Origin of the sequence: Micromonospora rhizosphaerae (genome assembly GCF_900091465.1) — a bacterium.
Taxonomy (GTDB): domain Bacteria; phylum Actinomycetota; class Actinomycetes; order Mycobacteriales; family Micromonosporaceae; genus Micromonospora; species Micromonospora rhizosphaerae.
Window position 1 is genome coordinate 1,751,675 of sequence record NZ_FMHV01000002.1, and the last position, 14,000, is coordinate 1,765,674.

At 72.7% G+C, this 14,000-nt stretch carries 15 protein-coding genes, 1 tRNA gene and 1 pseudogene; 13 read left to right on the forward strand and 4 right to left on the reverse strand.

Translation table 11 applies throughout. The annotated features are described in order from the left end of the window. Positions 1 to 47 precede the first annotated feature (47 nt). From GA0070624_RS35605 to GA0070624_RS08525, 3 genes and pseudogenes are all read right to left on the reverse strand, one after another. A complete protein-coding gene (locus GA0070624_RS35605; protein WP_245718707.1) occupies positions 48 to 365 on the reverse strand; it encodes a helix-turn-helix domain-containing protein in 318 nt (105 codons plus the stop codon). Further along, positions 362 to 728, reverse strand: a pseudogene (locus tag GA0070624_RS35610) (type II toxin-antitoxin system RelE/ParE family toxin). The gene GA0070624_RS35605 and the pseudogene GA0070624_RS35610 overlap by 4 nt, the downstream one beginning before the upstream one ends. Positions 729 to 787: 59 nt before the next feature. After that, entirely contained in the window at positions 788 to 1,417 is a 630-nt protein-coding gene (locus GA0070624_RS08525; RefSeq protein ID WP_091338604.1) for a LysE family translocator, read from the reverse strand. A gap of 89 nt (positions 1,418 to 1,506) precedes the next feature. Here GA0070624_RS08525 and GA0070624_RS08530 point away from each other — a divergent pair, with 89 nt between their 5' ends. From GA0070624_RS08530 to GA0070624_RS08580, 11 genes are all read left to right on the forward strand, one after another. Beyond that, positions 1,507 to 1,839 carry a PadR family transcriptional regulator gene (locus GA0070624_RS08530; RefSeq protein ID WP_091338608.1) on the forward strand — a complete coding sequence of 111 codons (333 nt, stop codon included), beginning with the start codon at positions 1,507 to 1,509 and terminating at the stop codon, positions 1,837 to 1,839. Then, positions 1,836 to 2,804, forward strand: coding sequence for an HAAS signaling domain-containing protein (locus GA0070624_RS08535; protein ID WP_091338611.1), 969 nt, complete (start codon positions 1,836 to 1,838; stop codon positions 2,802 to 2,804). The genes GA0070624_RS08530 and GA0070624_RS08535 overlap by 4 nt, the downstream gene beginning before the upstream one ends. A 150-nt stretch (positions 2,805 to 2,954) precedes the next feature. Continuing rightward, a complete protein-coding gene (locus GA0070624_RS08540; protein ID WP_091338614.1) occupies positions 2,955 to 3,416 on the forward strand; it encodes an LppU/SCO3897 family protein in 462 nt (153 codons plus the stop codon). Positions 3,417 to 3,610: 194 nt separating this feature from the next. After that, positions 3,611 to 4,297 carry a dienelactone hydrolase family protein gene (locus GA0070624_RS08545; protein WP_091338617.1) on the forward strand — a complete coding sequence of 229 codons (687 nt, stop codon included), beginning with the start codon at positions 3,611 to 3,613 and terminating at the stop codon, positions 4,295 to 4,297. Between the two features lie 19 nt (positions 4,298 to 4,316). Continuing rightward, positions 4,317 to 5,030 (forward strand): uracil-DNA glycosylase, encoded by a 714-nt coding sequence (locus GA0070624_RS08550; protein WP_091338620.1) that lies wholly within the window; start codon positions 4,317 to 4,319, stop codon positions 5,028 to 5,030. A gap of 19 nt (positions 5,031 to 5,049) precedes the next feature. After that, on the forward strand, positions 5,050 to 5,790 hold the full coding sequence (locus GA0070624_RS08555) for a DUF4129 domain-containing protein (RefSeq protein WP_091338623.1): 741 nt from the start codon (positions 5,050 to 5,052) through the stop codon (positions 5,788 to 5,790). Beyond that, the gene (locus GA0070624_RS08560; RefSeq protein WP_091338626.1) at positions 5,787 to 6,368 is read left to right on the forward strand and encodes a hypothetical protein; all 582 of its coding nucleotides are present in this window, start codon (positions 5,787 to 5,789) and stop codon (positions 6,366 to 6,368) included. The genes GA0070624_RS08555 and GA0070624_RS08560 overlap by 4 nt, the downstream gene beginning before the upstream one ends. Beyond that, a complete protein-coding gene (locus GA0070624_RS08565) occupies positions 6,368 to 7,375 on the forward strand; it encodes an AAA family ATPase (RefSeq protein WP_091338631.1) in 1,008 nt (335 codons plus the stop codon). Before GA0070624_RS08560 ends, GA0070624_RS08565 begins: the two co-directional genes overlap by 1 nt. Beyond that, positions 7,372 to 8,742, forward strand: coding sequence for a DUF58 domain-containing protein (locus GA0070624_RS08570; RefSeq protein WP_091348408.1), 1,371 nt, complete (start codon positions 7,372 to 7,374; stop codon positions 8,740 to 8,742). The genes GA0070624_RS08565 and GA0070624_RS08570 overlap by 4 nt, the downstream gene beginning before the upstream one ends. A gap of 173 nt (positions 8,743 to 8,915) precedes the next feature. Beyond that, a complete protein-coding gene (locus GA0070624_RS08575) occupies positions 8,916 to 9,488 on the forward strand; it encodes a hypothetical protein (RefSeq protein ID WP_091338633.1) in 573 nt (190 codons plus the stop codon). A gap of 103 nt (positions 9,489 to 9,591) precedes the next feature. Beyond that, the gene (locus tag GA0070624_RS08580) at positions 9,592 to 10,923 is read left to right on the forward strand and encodes an NAD(P)/FAD-dependent oxidoreductase (protein ID WP_091338636.1); all 1,332 of its coding nucleotides are present in this window, start codon (positions 9,592 to 9,594) and stop codon (positions 10,921 to 10,923) included. Positions 10,924 to 10,967: 44 nt separating this feature from the next. On the opposite strand, the gene GA0070624_RS08585 is transcribed toward GA0070624_RS08580, so the two are convergent. Continuing rightward, positions 10,968 to 12,800 (reverse strand): hypothetical protein, encoded by a 1,833-nt coding sequence (locus tag GA0070624_RS08585; RefSeq protein ID WP_176731628.1) that lies wholly within the window; start codon positions 12,798 to 12,800, stop codon positions 10,968 to 10,970. A gap of 102 nt (positions 12,801 to 12,902) precedes the next feature. On the opposite strand from GA0070624_RS08585, the gene GA0070624_RS08590 reads away from it, so the two are divergent. Next, positions 12,903 to 12,983: transfer RNA gene (locus GA0070624_RS08590), tRNA-Leu, on the forward strand. 111 nt (positions 12,984 to 13,094) lie between these two features. Continuing rightward, entirely contained in the window at positions 13,095 to 13,946 is an 852-nt protein-coding gene (locus GA0070624_RS08595) for a Bax inhibitor-1/YccA family protein (protein WP_091338641.1), read from the forward strand. Positions 13,947 to 14,000 lie beyond the last annotated feature (54 nt).

The window sequence follows — 14,000 nt, forward strand, 5'->3', positions numbered from 1 at the left end:
TCCGGAGCCTGCGGCCAGGCGACCGCCACGAGCGTCAGGAAACCGGGTCACGCGATTGCGGCGATGTCCCCGTCGTCGAAGTAGATGGCCTGGTGAAGTCGGCCGCCCAAGGCCGCAGCGAAGCGCGCGACGATCTCCTGACCGGAGATCTTGCCCTGCTCGATCTGAGAAACCCGGCCCTTGGTGACGCCCATTCGGTCGGCCACCTGCTGTTGGGTCAAGCCGCGCGACCTACGTACCTCGGCCAGCCGGTGTCCGATGACCTTGGCGAGCAGTTCCTGCTTGCCCGCCTCGACTGCCTCCTCGCCGCCGGCACGCGCGACGTGCTCGGCGCGGATGTCCTTCCAGCGCGAGTAGTCGCTCATCCTGCTCCCCCCTCCTGTCGTGTCCGTTCCTTCAGGTAGAGCTCGTAGCGGTGTTCCGCGAGCGGGATGGCCTCGCGATACCCAGGCATTCCACTGCCCCGACTTGTCGCCGGCAACGAGGAGGATGCTGGATCGCCACGGGTCGAACGCAAAGAGGATACGTACCGTGCCGGGCCGCAGCTCCTTCAAGTTGGCGACCGACGATCCGTGGATGGTGTCAACGAGCGGCCGTCCGAGGCCGGGCCCGACTTCGGCCAGAAGGTCGAGCGCCTGCACGACGCGGGCGAAGGTCGCCTCGTCGAGCGTCTTGATCCATTGGCGTACCTCGTCGACGACGTAGATCTCCCACTCGCCACCGGCCATGTGGGGAGTATAGCGATTGCTAAACCTTGGCGGTGTGGATGCTCTTGGAGAAGTTGCGCTCAGACCCGCTCGGTGGCGAGGCGGGCGCTGAAGCCGAGCAGGGCCACCCCGGTCAGCCCGTCCAGCCAGCGCCGCACCCGACGCCGGGACAGCAGCTCCCGGGCCCGGTTCAGCGCCCCGACCAGCACCAGCAGGTACGCCAGGGACAGCACCGCGTGGCTGAGCGCGAAGACGAGCAGCACTGCCAGCGGCGCCGAGCCGCCGACGAACTGCGGCAGCACGGCCAGGTAGAACGCCAGGACCTTGGGGTTGGTGATGTTGGACAGGAATCCCTGCCGGAAGCCGGCCAGCGCCTGGCCGGGCGGGGTGGCGGCATCGTCCGCAAGCGGCGCGTACCGGCCGCGCAGCGCCGAGCGCCACGCCTGCACGCCGAGGTACGTCAGGTAGGCGACGCCGACCCAGCGGATCGTCTCGAACAGCGGCTGGGAGCGGACGATCAGCGCGCCCAGCCCGGCGGCCGCCGCCACGCCCTGCACGGCGTTCGAGGCGCTCACCCCGATCGCGCTCCACGCGCCGCGGCGTCGACCTGCGGCCAGGGTGTTGCGGGTGACCACCGCGAAGTCCGGGCCGGGGATGAGGATCAGCACCGTGGCGAAGACCAGGAACGACCCGTAGCTGCTCCACGACATGCGTCCACCCTACGACCGGCCCGGATACGGGGCCGTCGATCGCTAGTATGCGCTTGACGGTACTACGCATCGCACAGTAGCGTCGAAGCGTGGATACGACGCAGCTCCTGAAGGGCGTGCTCGACCTCGCCGTTCTGGCCGTGCTCAAGGAGGAGGACGGCTACGGTTACGACATCCTGCGCAGGTTGCGCGAGGCCGGTCTCGAGGAGGTCGGCGACGCCTCGGTCTATGGCACGCTGCGCCGACTCTTCGCCGCCGGCCTGCTGACCACCTACGTCGTGCCGAGCGAGTCCGGCCCGCACCGTAAGTACTACGCGCTCAACGCCGCCGGTCGGGACCAGCTCGCCCGCTCCGGCAAGGTCTGGCGCTCCTTCGCCACCACCATGGACGCACTGCTCGACGATCGGGGGATGGCGGCATGACCGTCACTGGGCAGGAGATCGCGGACTACGTCGACCGGGTGCGGGCCGCGCTGGCCGACCTGCCGCCCGCCGTCCGCGACGAGTTGACCGAGGACCTGCCGGAGCACCTCGCCGAGGTGGCCGCCGAGGCGGACGGCTCTCTGGTCGACCGGCTGGGCGAGCCCGAGGCGTACGCCGCCGAGTTGCGGGCCGCCGCCGGCGCGGACGCGCCCGCCGGCAACCGGCGCCTCGCCGCCGCCCGGGTCCGGCTCGGCGCCCGGCTCCGTGCCCTCGACACCCGGCTGGGCCCCCTCCTCGGGTACGCCTCGACGACCGACTTCCTCCGCCTGCTCCGGCCGGCCTGGTGGGTGCTGCGCGGTTGGCTGGCGGCGCTGCTGGTCTCCGCCGCGCTCGGTGAGCCGTCGGGGCTGCTGCCCCGGCTCGGCGACAGTGCGGTGGCGGGCCTGTTCCTGCTCGTCGGCGGCGTCCTCGCCTCCATCTGGCTGGGGCATCGCTCGGAGCGGCTGCGCGGCTGGCCCCGGCGGCTGCTGCGCCTCGGCACGGCGGCGCTGGTGCTCTTCTCCTTCGCCATGCTGGTCAATGTGGACCAGCACGCCAGCTCAGAGGACTTCGGCTACCAGGAGGTGTCGGTCGGCAACCCGTACGACCGCGTCGAGGACGTCTTCGTCTACGACAGCGAGGGGCGGCTGGTGGAGAACGCCCAGCTCTTCGACCAGAACGGCGTACCGATCCGGCTCGGCTACCCCGTCTGCGCAGACCCGCGCCAATCGAGCGCTTACCGCAGCGTACGGCAGGGTTATCCGTACTGCCCCGAACTCGCGCCGTTCCAGCCCCGGCCGCCCGCCTCGACCCCGGCGCCGCCGGGCGTGACGGCAAGCGGGTCCCCGACCACCGCCGCCACGCCCACGGCGACGGCGGCGCCGGCACCGACCGGAGCGGCGCCCGTGCCGAGCCCGACCCGCTGAGCGGAATGCGGGGCTTCCGCCGACCGGCGGGGAGCCCCGCATGGCACTGAAGCTGGGAATTGGCTGAACGGATGATGGGCTCGGGGTAGCGGCCACCGAGGTTGATCATTATGGTGTCGTCTGCTCAACAACCCCTCGGAAGGAACACCCGTGTCAGAGCAGGTCGCACCGCCCTCCGCGCCGTACCCCGGCCAGCCCGAGCCGGCCGTCCAGGCGCCGCCCCCGGCCAAGAAGTCCGGTGGCCGCAAGGTGCTGGGCATCATCGGCATCATCGTCGCCGTCATCGTGATCGCCGGGCTCAAGTTCGGCCTCAAGTCGTTCCTGAACCAGGATGAGACCGTTGAGGCGAAGGCTGGTGACTGCATCGCGCAGCTGCCGGAGGTGGCCGACGGCGAGCAGAAGGACGTCGACGGCGCCAAGGTCGTGGAGTGCACCTCTACCGAGGCGGCGTTCACCGTGGTCGGCCGGGTGAACGACCAGACCGAGGCCCAGGCCAAGTCCGGCGACGCGTGCAACCAGTACTTCAAGGAGGGCGAAGACGGTTACGTCTTCTCCGGTCCCCAGCGGGCCGGCAGCAAGTACTACCTGCTCTGCCTGACCAAGAAGGCCTGACGGGCCGGACGACGACCGCTGACGGCGGCGCGGTGCAGATCCGCGCCGCCGTCGGCGTGTCCGGTGCCAGTGAACAGGAGGTGAATGCCACTGTTCTCGCGTCTTCCCCGGTGCGGTGGCGGCGTGGCAGGCTACCGGCACGTAGGACCACTGTGCGACCAGCCAACGATGACTGACCGCTAGGAGGACAGGCCATGGGCGAGATGGTGAGCTTCACCAGCAACGGAGGGACGCGCGAGGGGTATCTCGCGATACCCTCCGGCGGTGCGGCCAGCCCGGCGGTCATCGTCATTCAGGACTGGTGGGGGCTGGTCCCTCACGTCCAGGCGGTCGTGGACCGTTTCGCGGAGGCCGGTTTCGTCGCCCTCGCCCCGGACTTCCGGCACGGCCAACCGGCCGCCAAGCCGAGCGAGCCTCGGCAGATGCTGAACGGCCCGCAGATGGACGACGCGGCGATGGACATCGCCGCGGCGGCGGACTATCTGGCCGGGCGGCCCGAGGTCACCGGCAAGGTCGGCTGTGCCGGCTTCTGCGCCGGTGCCAGCCTGGCCCTCTGGTCGGCCACCCGCTCCGAGCGGATCGTCGCCACCGCCGCCTTCTACCCCAGGCTCCCGTGGGAGGGCATGCGTCGGGACTGGCCCGACTACGCGGGCAAGGCCACGGTCATCCACTGCGCGGAGGCAGACGGCACGTCCGCCAGCGAAGGCGTGCAGACCGCCCGCTCGGCGATCGAGGAGGCCGGCGGCAGCTGCGCCCTCTACGACTACCCGGGCACCGCGCACGCCTTCTTCAACGAGGACCGGCCGGAGAATTTCGACCAGCGGGCCGCCGCCACCGCCTGGGCCCGCACCCTGGAACTCTTCCGGGCCAAGCTTGGCTGAGCCCCGTACCCCGGAGGAGGTGGTCGCCCGCGCCGCGCGGGCGACCGACCTGGCCGACCTCGACGGCGCCATCAGTGACTGTTTCGCCTGCCCGCGGCTGGTCGAGTGGCGGGAGGCGGTGGCCCGCACGAAGCGGGCGGCCTTCCGGGATCAGGACTACTGGGGTCGGCCGGTGCCGGGCTTCGGCGCGGCCGACGCCCGGATCGCCATCCTCGGTCTGGCGCCGGCCGCGCACGGCGGCAACCGCACCGGGCGCATCTTCACCGGCGACCGCTCGGGCGACGTGCTCTTCGCCGCGCTGCACCGCGCCGGCCTGGCTAACCAGCCGACCAGCGTCGCGCGCGACGACGGGCTGTCGCTGCGGGACACCCGCATCTTTGCCGCCGTGCGCTGCGCGCCGCCGGACAACAAGCCCACCCCGGCCGAGCGGGACACCTGCGCGCCATGGCTGCACCGCGAGGTCGCGCTGATCCGGCCCACCCTGCGGGTCGTGGTCGCGCTCGGGTCCTTTGCCTGGGCCGGGTGGTGGCCGGTCCTGCGCGACGTGTACGGCGTGCGCCCGCCCAGTCCGCGCCCGGTCTTCGGCCATGGGGCACACTGGTCCGGCGGGTCCGCTCCGGATCTGCTCGGCTGCTACCACGTCAGCCAGCAGAACACCTTTACCGGGCGGCTGACACCAGGAATGCTGGACGACGTGTTCGCCCGGGCGAAGCAGTTGGCCGGAGTGGACTGAGGATGCGTGGGGCGGTGGGATGGACCTCGGCGTGCTGCGCAGGTGGTGGCCCCTCGCGGCGGTGACCATCCTGCTGGCGGTCGCCGCGCTCGCCGCCGGACACTCCTCGATCGGGGCAAGCCGGATCCCACCCGCCGCGGACAACATCCCCTACGTGCCGGAATACCCCTCGGCCCAGCCCGCGCCCTCCATCCCGATCGAGCCGCGCGACGGCGCCGAGGCCACCCAGGCCCAGATCCCCCAGTGGATCGCCGCCGTCGCCATCGTCGTGCTCGGTCTGGCGAGCCTGGTCGCGATCGGGTACGTCATCTGGACGCTGGTCCGCGGCGCGCTGCGCCGGACCACCCGGGCCGTCCCGGCGCAGCGGACCCGGCGCACCGCCGAGGGCACCGCCCGGGAGGTGGTGGCCGCGCTCGACGCCGGCCTGGTGGAGCTGGACGACCGCGACACCGACCCGCGGCGAGCGGTGATCGCCTGCTGGGTCCGCCTGGAGGAGGCGGCCGAGGAGACCGGCGTGCCCCGGCTCGCCGGCGACACCCCCACCGACCTGGTCAGCCGGCTGCTGCGCGGCGACCCGGCGGCCGGCGTCCCGGCGATCGCCAGCGCCGACGTGCTGGACGGGTTCGCGCACGTCTACCGCGAGGCCCGGTACGCCACGCACACGGTCGACGAGCGGATGCGCGATCAGGCCCGGGCGGCGCTGCGCCGGCTGCGCGGTGAACTCACCGCCCTCGCCGCCACCGACGAGGTGGCGTCATGAGCACCAGCATCGACGACCTGCTCACGTTCGAGGAGGAGCCGGCCGCGCGGGCCGCGGCGGACCGGGGCGGGCCGGTGCGCGGGGTGCTGCGTACTCTCGCCGTCACCGCGGCGATCGTCGTGGTGGTCGTCGCCGGCCTGCGGGTGGTCGGCCTTCAGGTCTCCCTCTGGATCATCGTGGCGGGCGTGCTCGCGCTGCTCGCCGTCCGTCGCGTGACCCGTGCCCTGTCACCCCCGCCGCCGCCCCACGCCGGCAACCGGGCGCCCGCCGGCGAGGAGCCGAGCATCTGGAACTGGGCGGCGCGGGACGCGTTGCGTGCCGCGATCAACGGGTGGGAACGCCCGCTGGACTGGTCCTCGGGCCGTCCGGAGCGGTTCGCCGAGCGCATCCTGCCCCGGATCGGCGAACTGGCCGACGAGCGCCTGCGCCAGAAGCACGGCGTCACCCGCGAGTCCGACCCGGCCCGGGCCCGCATCCTGCTCGGGGAGCCCCTGTGGACGTTCCTCAGCACGCCTTCCCGCCGCCCCCCGTCGCCGCGCGACCTCGCGGCGATCGTCGCCGAACTGGAGAAGCTGTGATGAACGACGTGGACCCGAGCATGCCCCCCGCCGAGGTCGGCCGGCTGGCCCAGGCGGTGCTGGACGCGGTCGGCGCGATCGTGGTCGGCAAGCGGGAGGCCCTGGAGCTGGTCCTCGCCGGCATCCTGGCCGGCGGACATGTGCTGCTGGAGGACCTGCCCGGGCTGGGCAAGACGCTGACCGCGCGCTCCTTCGCGCAGGCCCTCGGGCTGGACTTCCGCCGCCTCCAGTTCACCCCCGACCTGCTTCCCGCCGACGTCACCGGTTCCTTCCTGTACGACCAGCGCAGCGGCGACTTCTCGTTCCGGGCCGGCCCGGTCTTCACCAACCTGCTGCTCGCCGACGAGATCAACCGGACCCCGCCGAAGACCCAGTCGGCGCTGCTGGAGGCGATGCAGGAGAAACAGGTCTCCGTCGAGGGCGTCACCTACCGGCTGGACGAGCCGTTCCACGTGCTCGCCACCGCCAACCCGATCGAGTACGAGGGGACGTACCCGCTGCCGGAGGCGCAGCTGGACCGGTTCCTGCTCCGGGTGTCGTTCGGCTACCCGGACCACGAGGAGGAGTGGGAGGTGCTGCGCCGGCGGATGGCCCGCCGCCGCGAGGAGGCCGAGATCAAGCCGGTGGTGGACGCAGCCACGCTGCGCGCGATGCAGGCGGCGCTGGAGGACGTGGTGGTCGAGGACTCCGTCGGCCGCTACATCGTCGCGCTGACCGCGGCCACCCGGGAGCACCCGTCCGCGCTGGTCGGCTCCTCGCCGCGCGGCTCGCTGGCGCTGCTGCTGCTGGCCCGGGTCCGGGCGGTCCTCGACGGCCGGGACTACGTGGTGCCGGAGGACGTCAAGGAGGTGGCGGTGCCCGCCTTGGCGCACCGGATCACGCTGCGCCCGGAGATGTGGCTGCGCCGGGTGGACCCGTCCTTCGTGGTCGGCGAGGTGCTGGAGCAGACACCCGCCCCGGCCAGCGGCGCGCTGCCCAGCTACGCGGCCGGCGGGTCGGGGTTCTGATCGCCGTGCCCACCGAAGAAGGGCTGGCCGCCGGCTGGGCACCCACCTGGGCGCTCGGCCGGGCGGTGCTGCTCACCGGGCTGCTGCTGATCGCCGCGGTGCTGCTCGGCCGGATCGACCTGGTGGTGCTGGCCGCGCCGTTCGCCGTCGGCACCGCGTACGCGCTGCATCGCCGCCCCACCGCGAGCCCGCTGCTGGAGATCACCACGGAGGACGCGCACCTGGTCGAGGGCGGCGCGATGAGCTCCACGATCACCGTCGGCAACCCGGACACCGTCTCGTACGACGTGGCCGTGGTCCGGACCCGGATGTCGCCCTGGCTGCGGGTGGAGAAGGTCGCCTTCGGTGGCGTCGGCGTGGACCTAAGCCGCGCCGGGGCCGACCGCCCGTTCGCGACCTCCGTGCCGACCGGCTCGGCCGTCGATCTGGGACTGGCCGGGACAGCGCTGCGCTGGGGGCGGCATCCGGTGGGCCCGGCCGGCGTCCGGGTGGCGGCCGCGGACGGACTGCTGGTCTCCCGCGCGGTGATCACCGAACCCGTGCGGATGCGCGTCTACCCGATGACCGAGCCCTTCGAGGCGGTGGAGGCGATGCCCCGGGCCGCCGGGCTGGTCGGCGCGCACCACTCGCGCCGGCCGGGGGAGGGCGGCGAGCTGGCCGGTGTACGGATCTTCGCCCCCGGTGACCGGCTGCGCCGGATCGACTGGCGGGTCTCGCTGCGGGCCCGGCAACTGCACGTCGCGGCCACCCTCTCCGACCGGGACGCCGAGGTGGTTGTGCTGCTCGACGTGCTGGCCGAGGCGGGTCGATCGGGGGGCGTCCACGGCGCCGCGTCGGTGCTGGACACCACGGTCCGGGCGGCCGCCGCGATCGGCGAGCACTACCTGCACCGCGGCGATCGGGTGGCGATGCTGGAGTACGGCCCGGCCGCCCGCCGGCTCCGCCCGGCCACCGGCCGCCGGCAGTACCTGACCGTGCTGGAGTGGCTGCTCGACGTCCAGGCCGAGTCCTCCCCGCACGAGCCGTACGACCAGGTCTTCGGGCCGCAGCTGCTGTCCGCCGACGCGCTGGTCGTGGTGCTCACCCCGCTGTTGGACGAGCGGTCGGCGCAAATGCTGGCCCGGCTGGCCCGGGGCGGACGGTTCGTGGTGGCGGTGGACACCCTGCCGGCCGATCTCAGCCCGCCGACGGAGCGGGGCTGGGCCGAGGTGGCGTACCGGCTGTGGCGGCTGGACCGGGACACGATGATCGGCCAGCTCCGCGAACACGGCGTGCCGGTGGTGCGCTGGGCCGGCGCGGGCAGCCTCGACCAGGTGCTCCGGGACGTGGCCCGGCTGGCCACCGCCCCGAGGGTCGGTGCCAGGTGAGCGCGAGGAATGCAGCGAAGCGGAGTCCCGCAGTCGCGAACGAAGGCGGGCATCCGTGAGCGCGAGGAATGCAGCGAAGCGGAGTCCCGCAGTCGCGAACGAAGGCGGGCATCCGTGAGCGCGAGGAATGCAGCGAAGCGGAGTCCCGCAGTCGCGAACGAAGGCAAGCACCGATGAGCGAGCTGCTCGAGGGGCTGACCGAACGGGTCCGGGCGGTGCGGTACGCGGCCAACCGGGTCAGCCTGACCCCGCTGCTGGTCCGGGTCGGCGTCTTCCTCACCGTGCTGGTCGGCCTGCTGCTGGCGTACCCCGTGGAGGTGTTCAACGGGCGGTCGCTGCTGGCCCTGACGGTCGTGGCCGTGCTGCCGGCGGCCGGACCGCGCCGGGTGTGGCCGACGGTCGCGGCGCTGGTCACGGTCGGCGGCTGGCTGCTCGCCACGGCCGGGTTCGACCGGCCGATCGCGCTCTGGCGGCTGCTCGCCGTGGCGACGCTGCTCTATCTGGCGCACACGTTCTGTACGCTCGCCGCGGTGCTGCCCTTCGACGCCGTGGTCGACCCGGAGCTGATCGTGCGCTGGCTGAGCCGGGCCGGCGCGGTGGTGCTCGCCAGCGCGGTGCTCGGCATCCTGCTCGTGCAGGTCGGCGGGGCCGGCACCGACCGCGGCTTCCAGGCGGCCACGGTCGCCGGACTGCTGGTCGCCGTGGCGCTGAGCGCGCTGCTGGGCTGGCTGCTGCGTCGTCGATAGCGGGAACGCGCGGTCACGTTGCGCAGGTCACAGCGGTTGTGCTCGGTCACAGAAGGGGGTCTCGATCGGGATTAGCCGAGCCGCCCGGGGAAAGATAGATGACGTGAATCCGAAGCGGATCCTTGTCGTGGGTGCCGGGCATGTCGGCCTGTACGCAGCTCTGCGCCTGTCCAAGAAGCTGAGCTCCCGTGAGGCCGAGGTCATCGTCGTCGACCCGCAGCCGCACATGACCTACCAGCCGTTCCTCCCGGAGGCGGCGGCCGGCAACATCTCGCCCCGGCACTCCGTGGTGCCGCTGCGACGGGAGTTGCGCAGGTGCACGGTGGTGGCGGGCGCGGTGACCCGGATCGACCACGGGCGCAGGACCGCGATCGTACAGCCGATCAGCGGCCCGACCCGGGAGATTCAGTACGACCACGTGGTGGTCGCCCCGGGCTCGGTGTCCCGTACGCTGCCCATCCCTGGCCTGCATGAGCACGGCATCGGGTTCAAGACCATCGGCGAGGCCATCTACCTGCGCAACCACGTGCTGGACCGGCTCGACGTGGCGGCCGCCACGACCGACCCGGAGGTCCGCCGCCGCGCGCTGACCTTCGTCTTCGTCGGCGCCGGCTACGCCGGCATCGAGGCGCTGGCCGAGATGGAGGACATGGCCCGGGACGCGCTGCGCTACTACCCGGAGCTGAAGCCGGAGGACATGCGCTGGGTCCTGGTCGAGGCCACCCAGCGGGTGCTGCCCGAGGTCGATCGGGACATGGGCGCCTACACGGTGCAGCAGCTGTTGAAGCGGAACATGGACATCCGCCTGGACACCCGGCTGGAGTCCTGCGTCGACGGGGTGGTCAAGCTCTCCGACGGGGACAGCTTCCGCGCCGACACCATCGTCTGGACGGCTGGCGTCAAGCCGTCGCCGATGCTGGACGCGACCGACTTCCCGCGCGACGAGCGGCGGCGGATCACCTGCCTGCCCACCCTCCAGATCGTGGACGGCGACCGGGTCGTCGAGGGCGCCTGGAGCGCCGGCGACTGCGCCGCCGTGCCGGACCTGACCAAGGAGCCCGGCAACTTCTGCTCGCCGAGCGCCCAGCACGCGGTCCGGCAGGCCGCCCGGATGGCCGACAACATCGTGCAGGTGATCCGCGGCCGCGAGCCGGTCAACTACCAGCACAAGCACGCGGGCAGCGTGGCCAGCCTCGGCCTGCACAAGGGCGTCGCCCAGGTCTACGGGATCAAGATGAAGGGCTGGCCGGCGTGGTTCATGCACCGGACGTACCACATGTCGCGGATCCCGTCGTTCAACCGCAAGGTCCGGGTAGTGGTCGACTGGTCGCTGGCGTTCTTCCTCAAGCGTGAGGTGGTGGCCCTGGGCCAGCTGCACGACCCGCGCGAGGAGTTCGCCGAGGCCTCCCAGCCGGTCGGCGCGCTTCGCGGCTGAGCTGAGCTTCGTGAAGGGCCCTTCCCGGACGGGAAGGGCCCTTTTCAGAAACGCCAGATCCAGGCGTCGGCGATCCGGGTGCCCGGGCCGTAGAGCTGCTCCAGCGTCCCGCGCAGGCTCTGCGCGTGCGGTGCGTCGTCGGTCAGCGCCAGGCAGGACGCGCCCCAGAAGTGGACGTCCCGGGCGGCCTGCCGACGCTGCTCGTCGCCGACCGGCGGCTGGATGCCCCGCTTGGCGACATCGGCCAGCAGCGACGAGGTGGGGCGCTTGTAGGTGCCCATGGTGGCCGACCCGTCCCGGCCGTACGGGCCGATGAAGAAGCCCTCGGGCATGCCGAACTCCGCGTCCGCCGCGGCCGCCCAGCGCATCGGCCACGGATCCTGCGGGGTGGGCAGCGGCACCGGGACGAGCACCCCGCCGGGGCGTACGCACTGCCGCCAGTGCCCGGCGGTGATGAACTTGGGGACCGACGGGCGGTCGGTGGTCGGCAGGGGCGCCGGGAAGACGCTCAGCAGCGCGGCGGCGACGGCCAGCGGGACCAGCCGGCGGGCCCGGCCGCGCTCCCGCAGGGCGCGGTCCACCGCGAGCGTCAGCAGGGTGCCGGCCAGCGGCAGCACCGCGAGGGCGAACCGCATCGGCAGCGCGCCGTCCACCACCGGCAGGCCGGCCAGCAGGGCGTACGGGCCGGGCAGCGCGGTCCGCTCGCCGCCGATCACCACCTCGGGGCCCAGCGACAGCGCGCCCATCACCAGCGCCGCGGCGACGCAGGCGACGGCCAGCCGGCGGCGTCCGAGCCAGACCGCGCAGCCGACGGTGACCAGCAGCAGCGGCCAGCCGAGGAAGGTGTTGTACTCGGCCGGGCCGGTGGTCAGCCGGGCCGAGGAGTCGCTGCCCAAAACCGAGAGCGGGGAGATGGTCCACCAGCTGCTCAGGTCGGCGGAGAAGTAGTACGGGCTGAACATCCCGTCCGCCACCCCCTGCGGCCCGGCGAACTGGAACCACAGCGGGTACGCCAGCACGACGAGCGCCAGCCCGGCGGCGACCATCAGCCCGCCGCCGAACGCGGGCAGGGCCCGCTGGAGCAGGGCCCGGTCGGTCGCCCCGTACGCGACCGCCATCACCAGCAGGGCGGCCGCGGCGAGGAAGAGCACCTCCTCGCCGATGAACACCTGGACGGTGACCGCGGCGGCCAGCCCGACCGCCGCGGCGGCGAGCCGGAGCCGGTCAGGTCCGCCCGGGGTGGCGTCCGGGTCGGCGGCCCGGAGCAGCCGGACCACCAGCCAGACGATCACCGGGACCAGCCACTGCGCGGTCATGTGCAGGTGGCTGTTGGTCTGCGAGACCATTCCCGGCCCGAAGCCGCAGAGCCCGGCGCCGAGGCCGGCGGCGAGCCGGCGGGCCCGGAGCGTCCGGGTGAACAGCAGATACCAGGCGACCGCCGTGCCGGCCAGGTTCGCCGCGGCCAGCAGCGCGAAGGTGACCGGCGCGCCGAGCAGCAGGGTGACCGGGGCGAAGAGCACGCCGAGCGCGATCACCGTGGTGTTGGTCATCAGGTTGACCCCGTCCGGCGCGTTGAGCCGGTCGGTGAGCAGGCTGAAGTCGCCCAGCAGGGCGCGCGAGTCCACAGCCAGGAACCACTCGTAGAGGGTCTGGTCCTCGGGGTTGAGCGCCAGCATCCGCTGCGCCGGCGCCGGCCACAGCCCCTCGGTGAGCCAGCAGGCGAGCAGCACGAATACCAGCCCGACGAGCAGGTCCGCGCGGTAGCGGACCGCGGTGGCCAGCAGCCGGGCCAACCAGGACGGGCGGACCACCGCCGGCTCGGTGCGGACAGCCCGCTCCGGGTCGGGCCCGGGGGCCGTGCGGGCTGTGGTGGTCACGGCCTCGACCCTAGTGGCGGGAACACCTCGGGGTACGCCGGGTTGGCGCACAACGGTTACGGTGAGACGGCACCGCCGCGTGTCGGCGCGCCGGTGTCACCCGCCCGGGTGGTGGAACGGCAGACACGGCCGCCTTAAAAGCGGCTGCCGCAAGGCGTGCGGGTTCGACCCCCGCCCCGGGCACCGAGACTCTCAGCCTTTGCACAGCTTTGCGCTCAGCGCGGGGCTGGCGGCCCCGTTTACCCTGGAGGATGCACGTTGACGTGCATTGACCCCCTGAGGGAGGCCTGAGAAGTGAAGACCACGAACCCGGTGCTCGCCCGGCTCGGCCAGGCGGCCGAGCGCGAGCGGGCGGCGGGGTACGCCCAGCCCGGGCCGTACGGACAGCCCGGTTACCCCCAGCAGTACCAGTACCCGACGGGCGGCTACGCCCCGCCGCAGTACCCGACGGCGAGCGGCTACCCGGCGGCGCCGCCCACCGTGACCCCGATGACCCTGGACGACGTCGTCGTCAAGACGGTCATGCTGCTCGGCATCCTGGGCGCCTCCGCCGCGGCCGCCTGGGTGCTCGTGCCGGACGCCCTGGTCAGCGTCGCCTGGATCGGCGCCGCGGTCGTCGGCCTGGCGCTCGGTCTGATCATCTCGTTCTCCCGGATGGCCAACCCGGCGCTGGTCGTGGCGTACTCGATCGTCGAGGGCGTCTTCGTCGGCATGGTCAGCAAGGCGTTCGAGTCGCTCTACGACGGCATCGTGCTCCAGGCCGTGGTGGCCAGCTTCGGCGTCTTCTTCCTGATGGCGATGATCTACAAGGCCCGGGTTATCCGGGCGACCCCGCGGTTCGCCCGGATCATGATCTCGATCATGGTCGGCCTCTTCGCGGCCATGCTGATCAACCTGGTGCTCGCGCTCTTCGGCATCAACACCCACCTGCGCGACGGCAGCCCGCTGGCCATCGGCTTCAGCCTGGTCTGCATCGTGGTCGCCTCGCTGAGCTTCGTGCTCAACTTCCACGAGATCGAAGAGGGCGTCCGGATGGGGCTCCCGCAGCGCTACTCCTGGACCGCCGCCTTCGGCATCGTGGTCGGCCTGGTCTGGCTCTACCTGGAGATCCTGCGCCTGCTGAGCTACTTCCAGGGCGACGACTGACCGGTTCGCCGTACGACCCCGGCGCCCGCCTCCGCGACAGCGGCGGCGGGCGCC

What these genes read in the sequence shown, in the direction of transcription:
- GA0070624_RS35605 (WP_245718707.1), bottom strand. Translation starts at nt 365, where the DNA reads ATGAGCGACTACTCGCGCTGGAAGGACATCCGCGCCGAGCACGTCGCG.
- GA0070624_RS08525 (WP_091338604.1), bottom strand. Translation starts at nt 1,417, where the DNA reads ATGTCGTGGAGCAGCTACGGGTCGTTCCTGGTCTTCGCCACGGTGCTG.
- GA0070624_RS08535 (WP_091338611.1), top strand. Translation starts at nt 1,836, where the DNA reads ATGACCGTCACTGGGCAGGAGATCGCGGACTACGTCGACCGGGTGCGG.
- GA0070624_RS08545 (WP_091338617.1), top strand. Translation starts at nt 3,611, where the DNA reads ATGGGCGAGATGGTGAGCTTCACCAGCAACGGAGGGACGCGCGAGGGG.
- GA0070624_RS08555 (WP_091338623.1), top strand. Translation starts at nt 5,050, where the DNA reads ATGGACCTCGGCGTGCTGCGCAGGTGGTGGCCCCTCGCGGCGGTGACC.
- GA0070624_RS08560 (WP_091338626.1), top strand. Translation starts at nt 5,787, where the DNA reads ATGAGCACCAGCATCGACGACCTGCTCACGTTCGAGGAGGAGCCGGCC.
- GA0070624_RS08565 (WP_091338631.1), top strand. Translation starts at nt 6,368, where the DNA reads ATGAACGACGTGGACCCGAGCATGCCCCCCGCCGAGGTCGGCCGGCTG.
- GA0070624_RS08575 (WP_091338633.1), top strand. Translation starts at nt 8,916, where the DNA reads ATGAGCGAGCTGCTCGAGGGGCTGACCGAACGGGTCCGGGCGGTGCGG.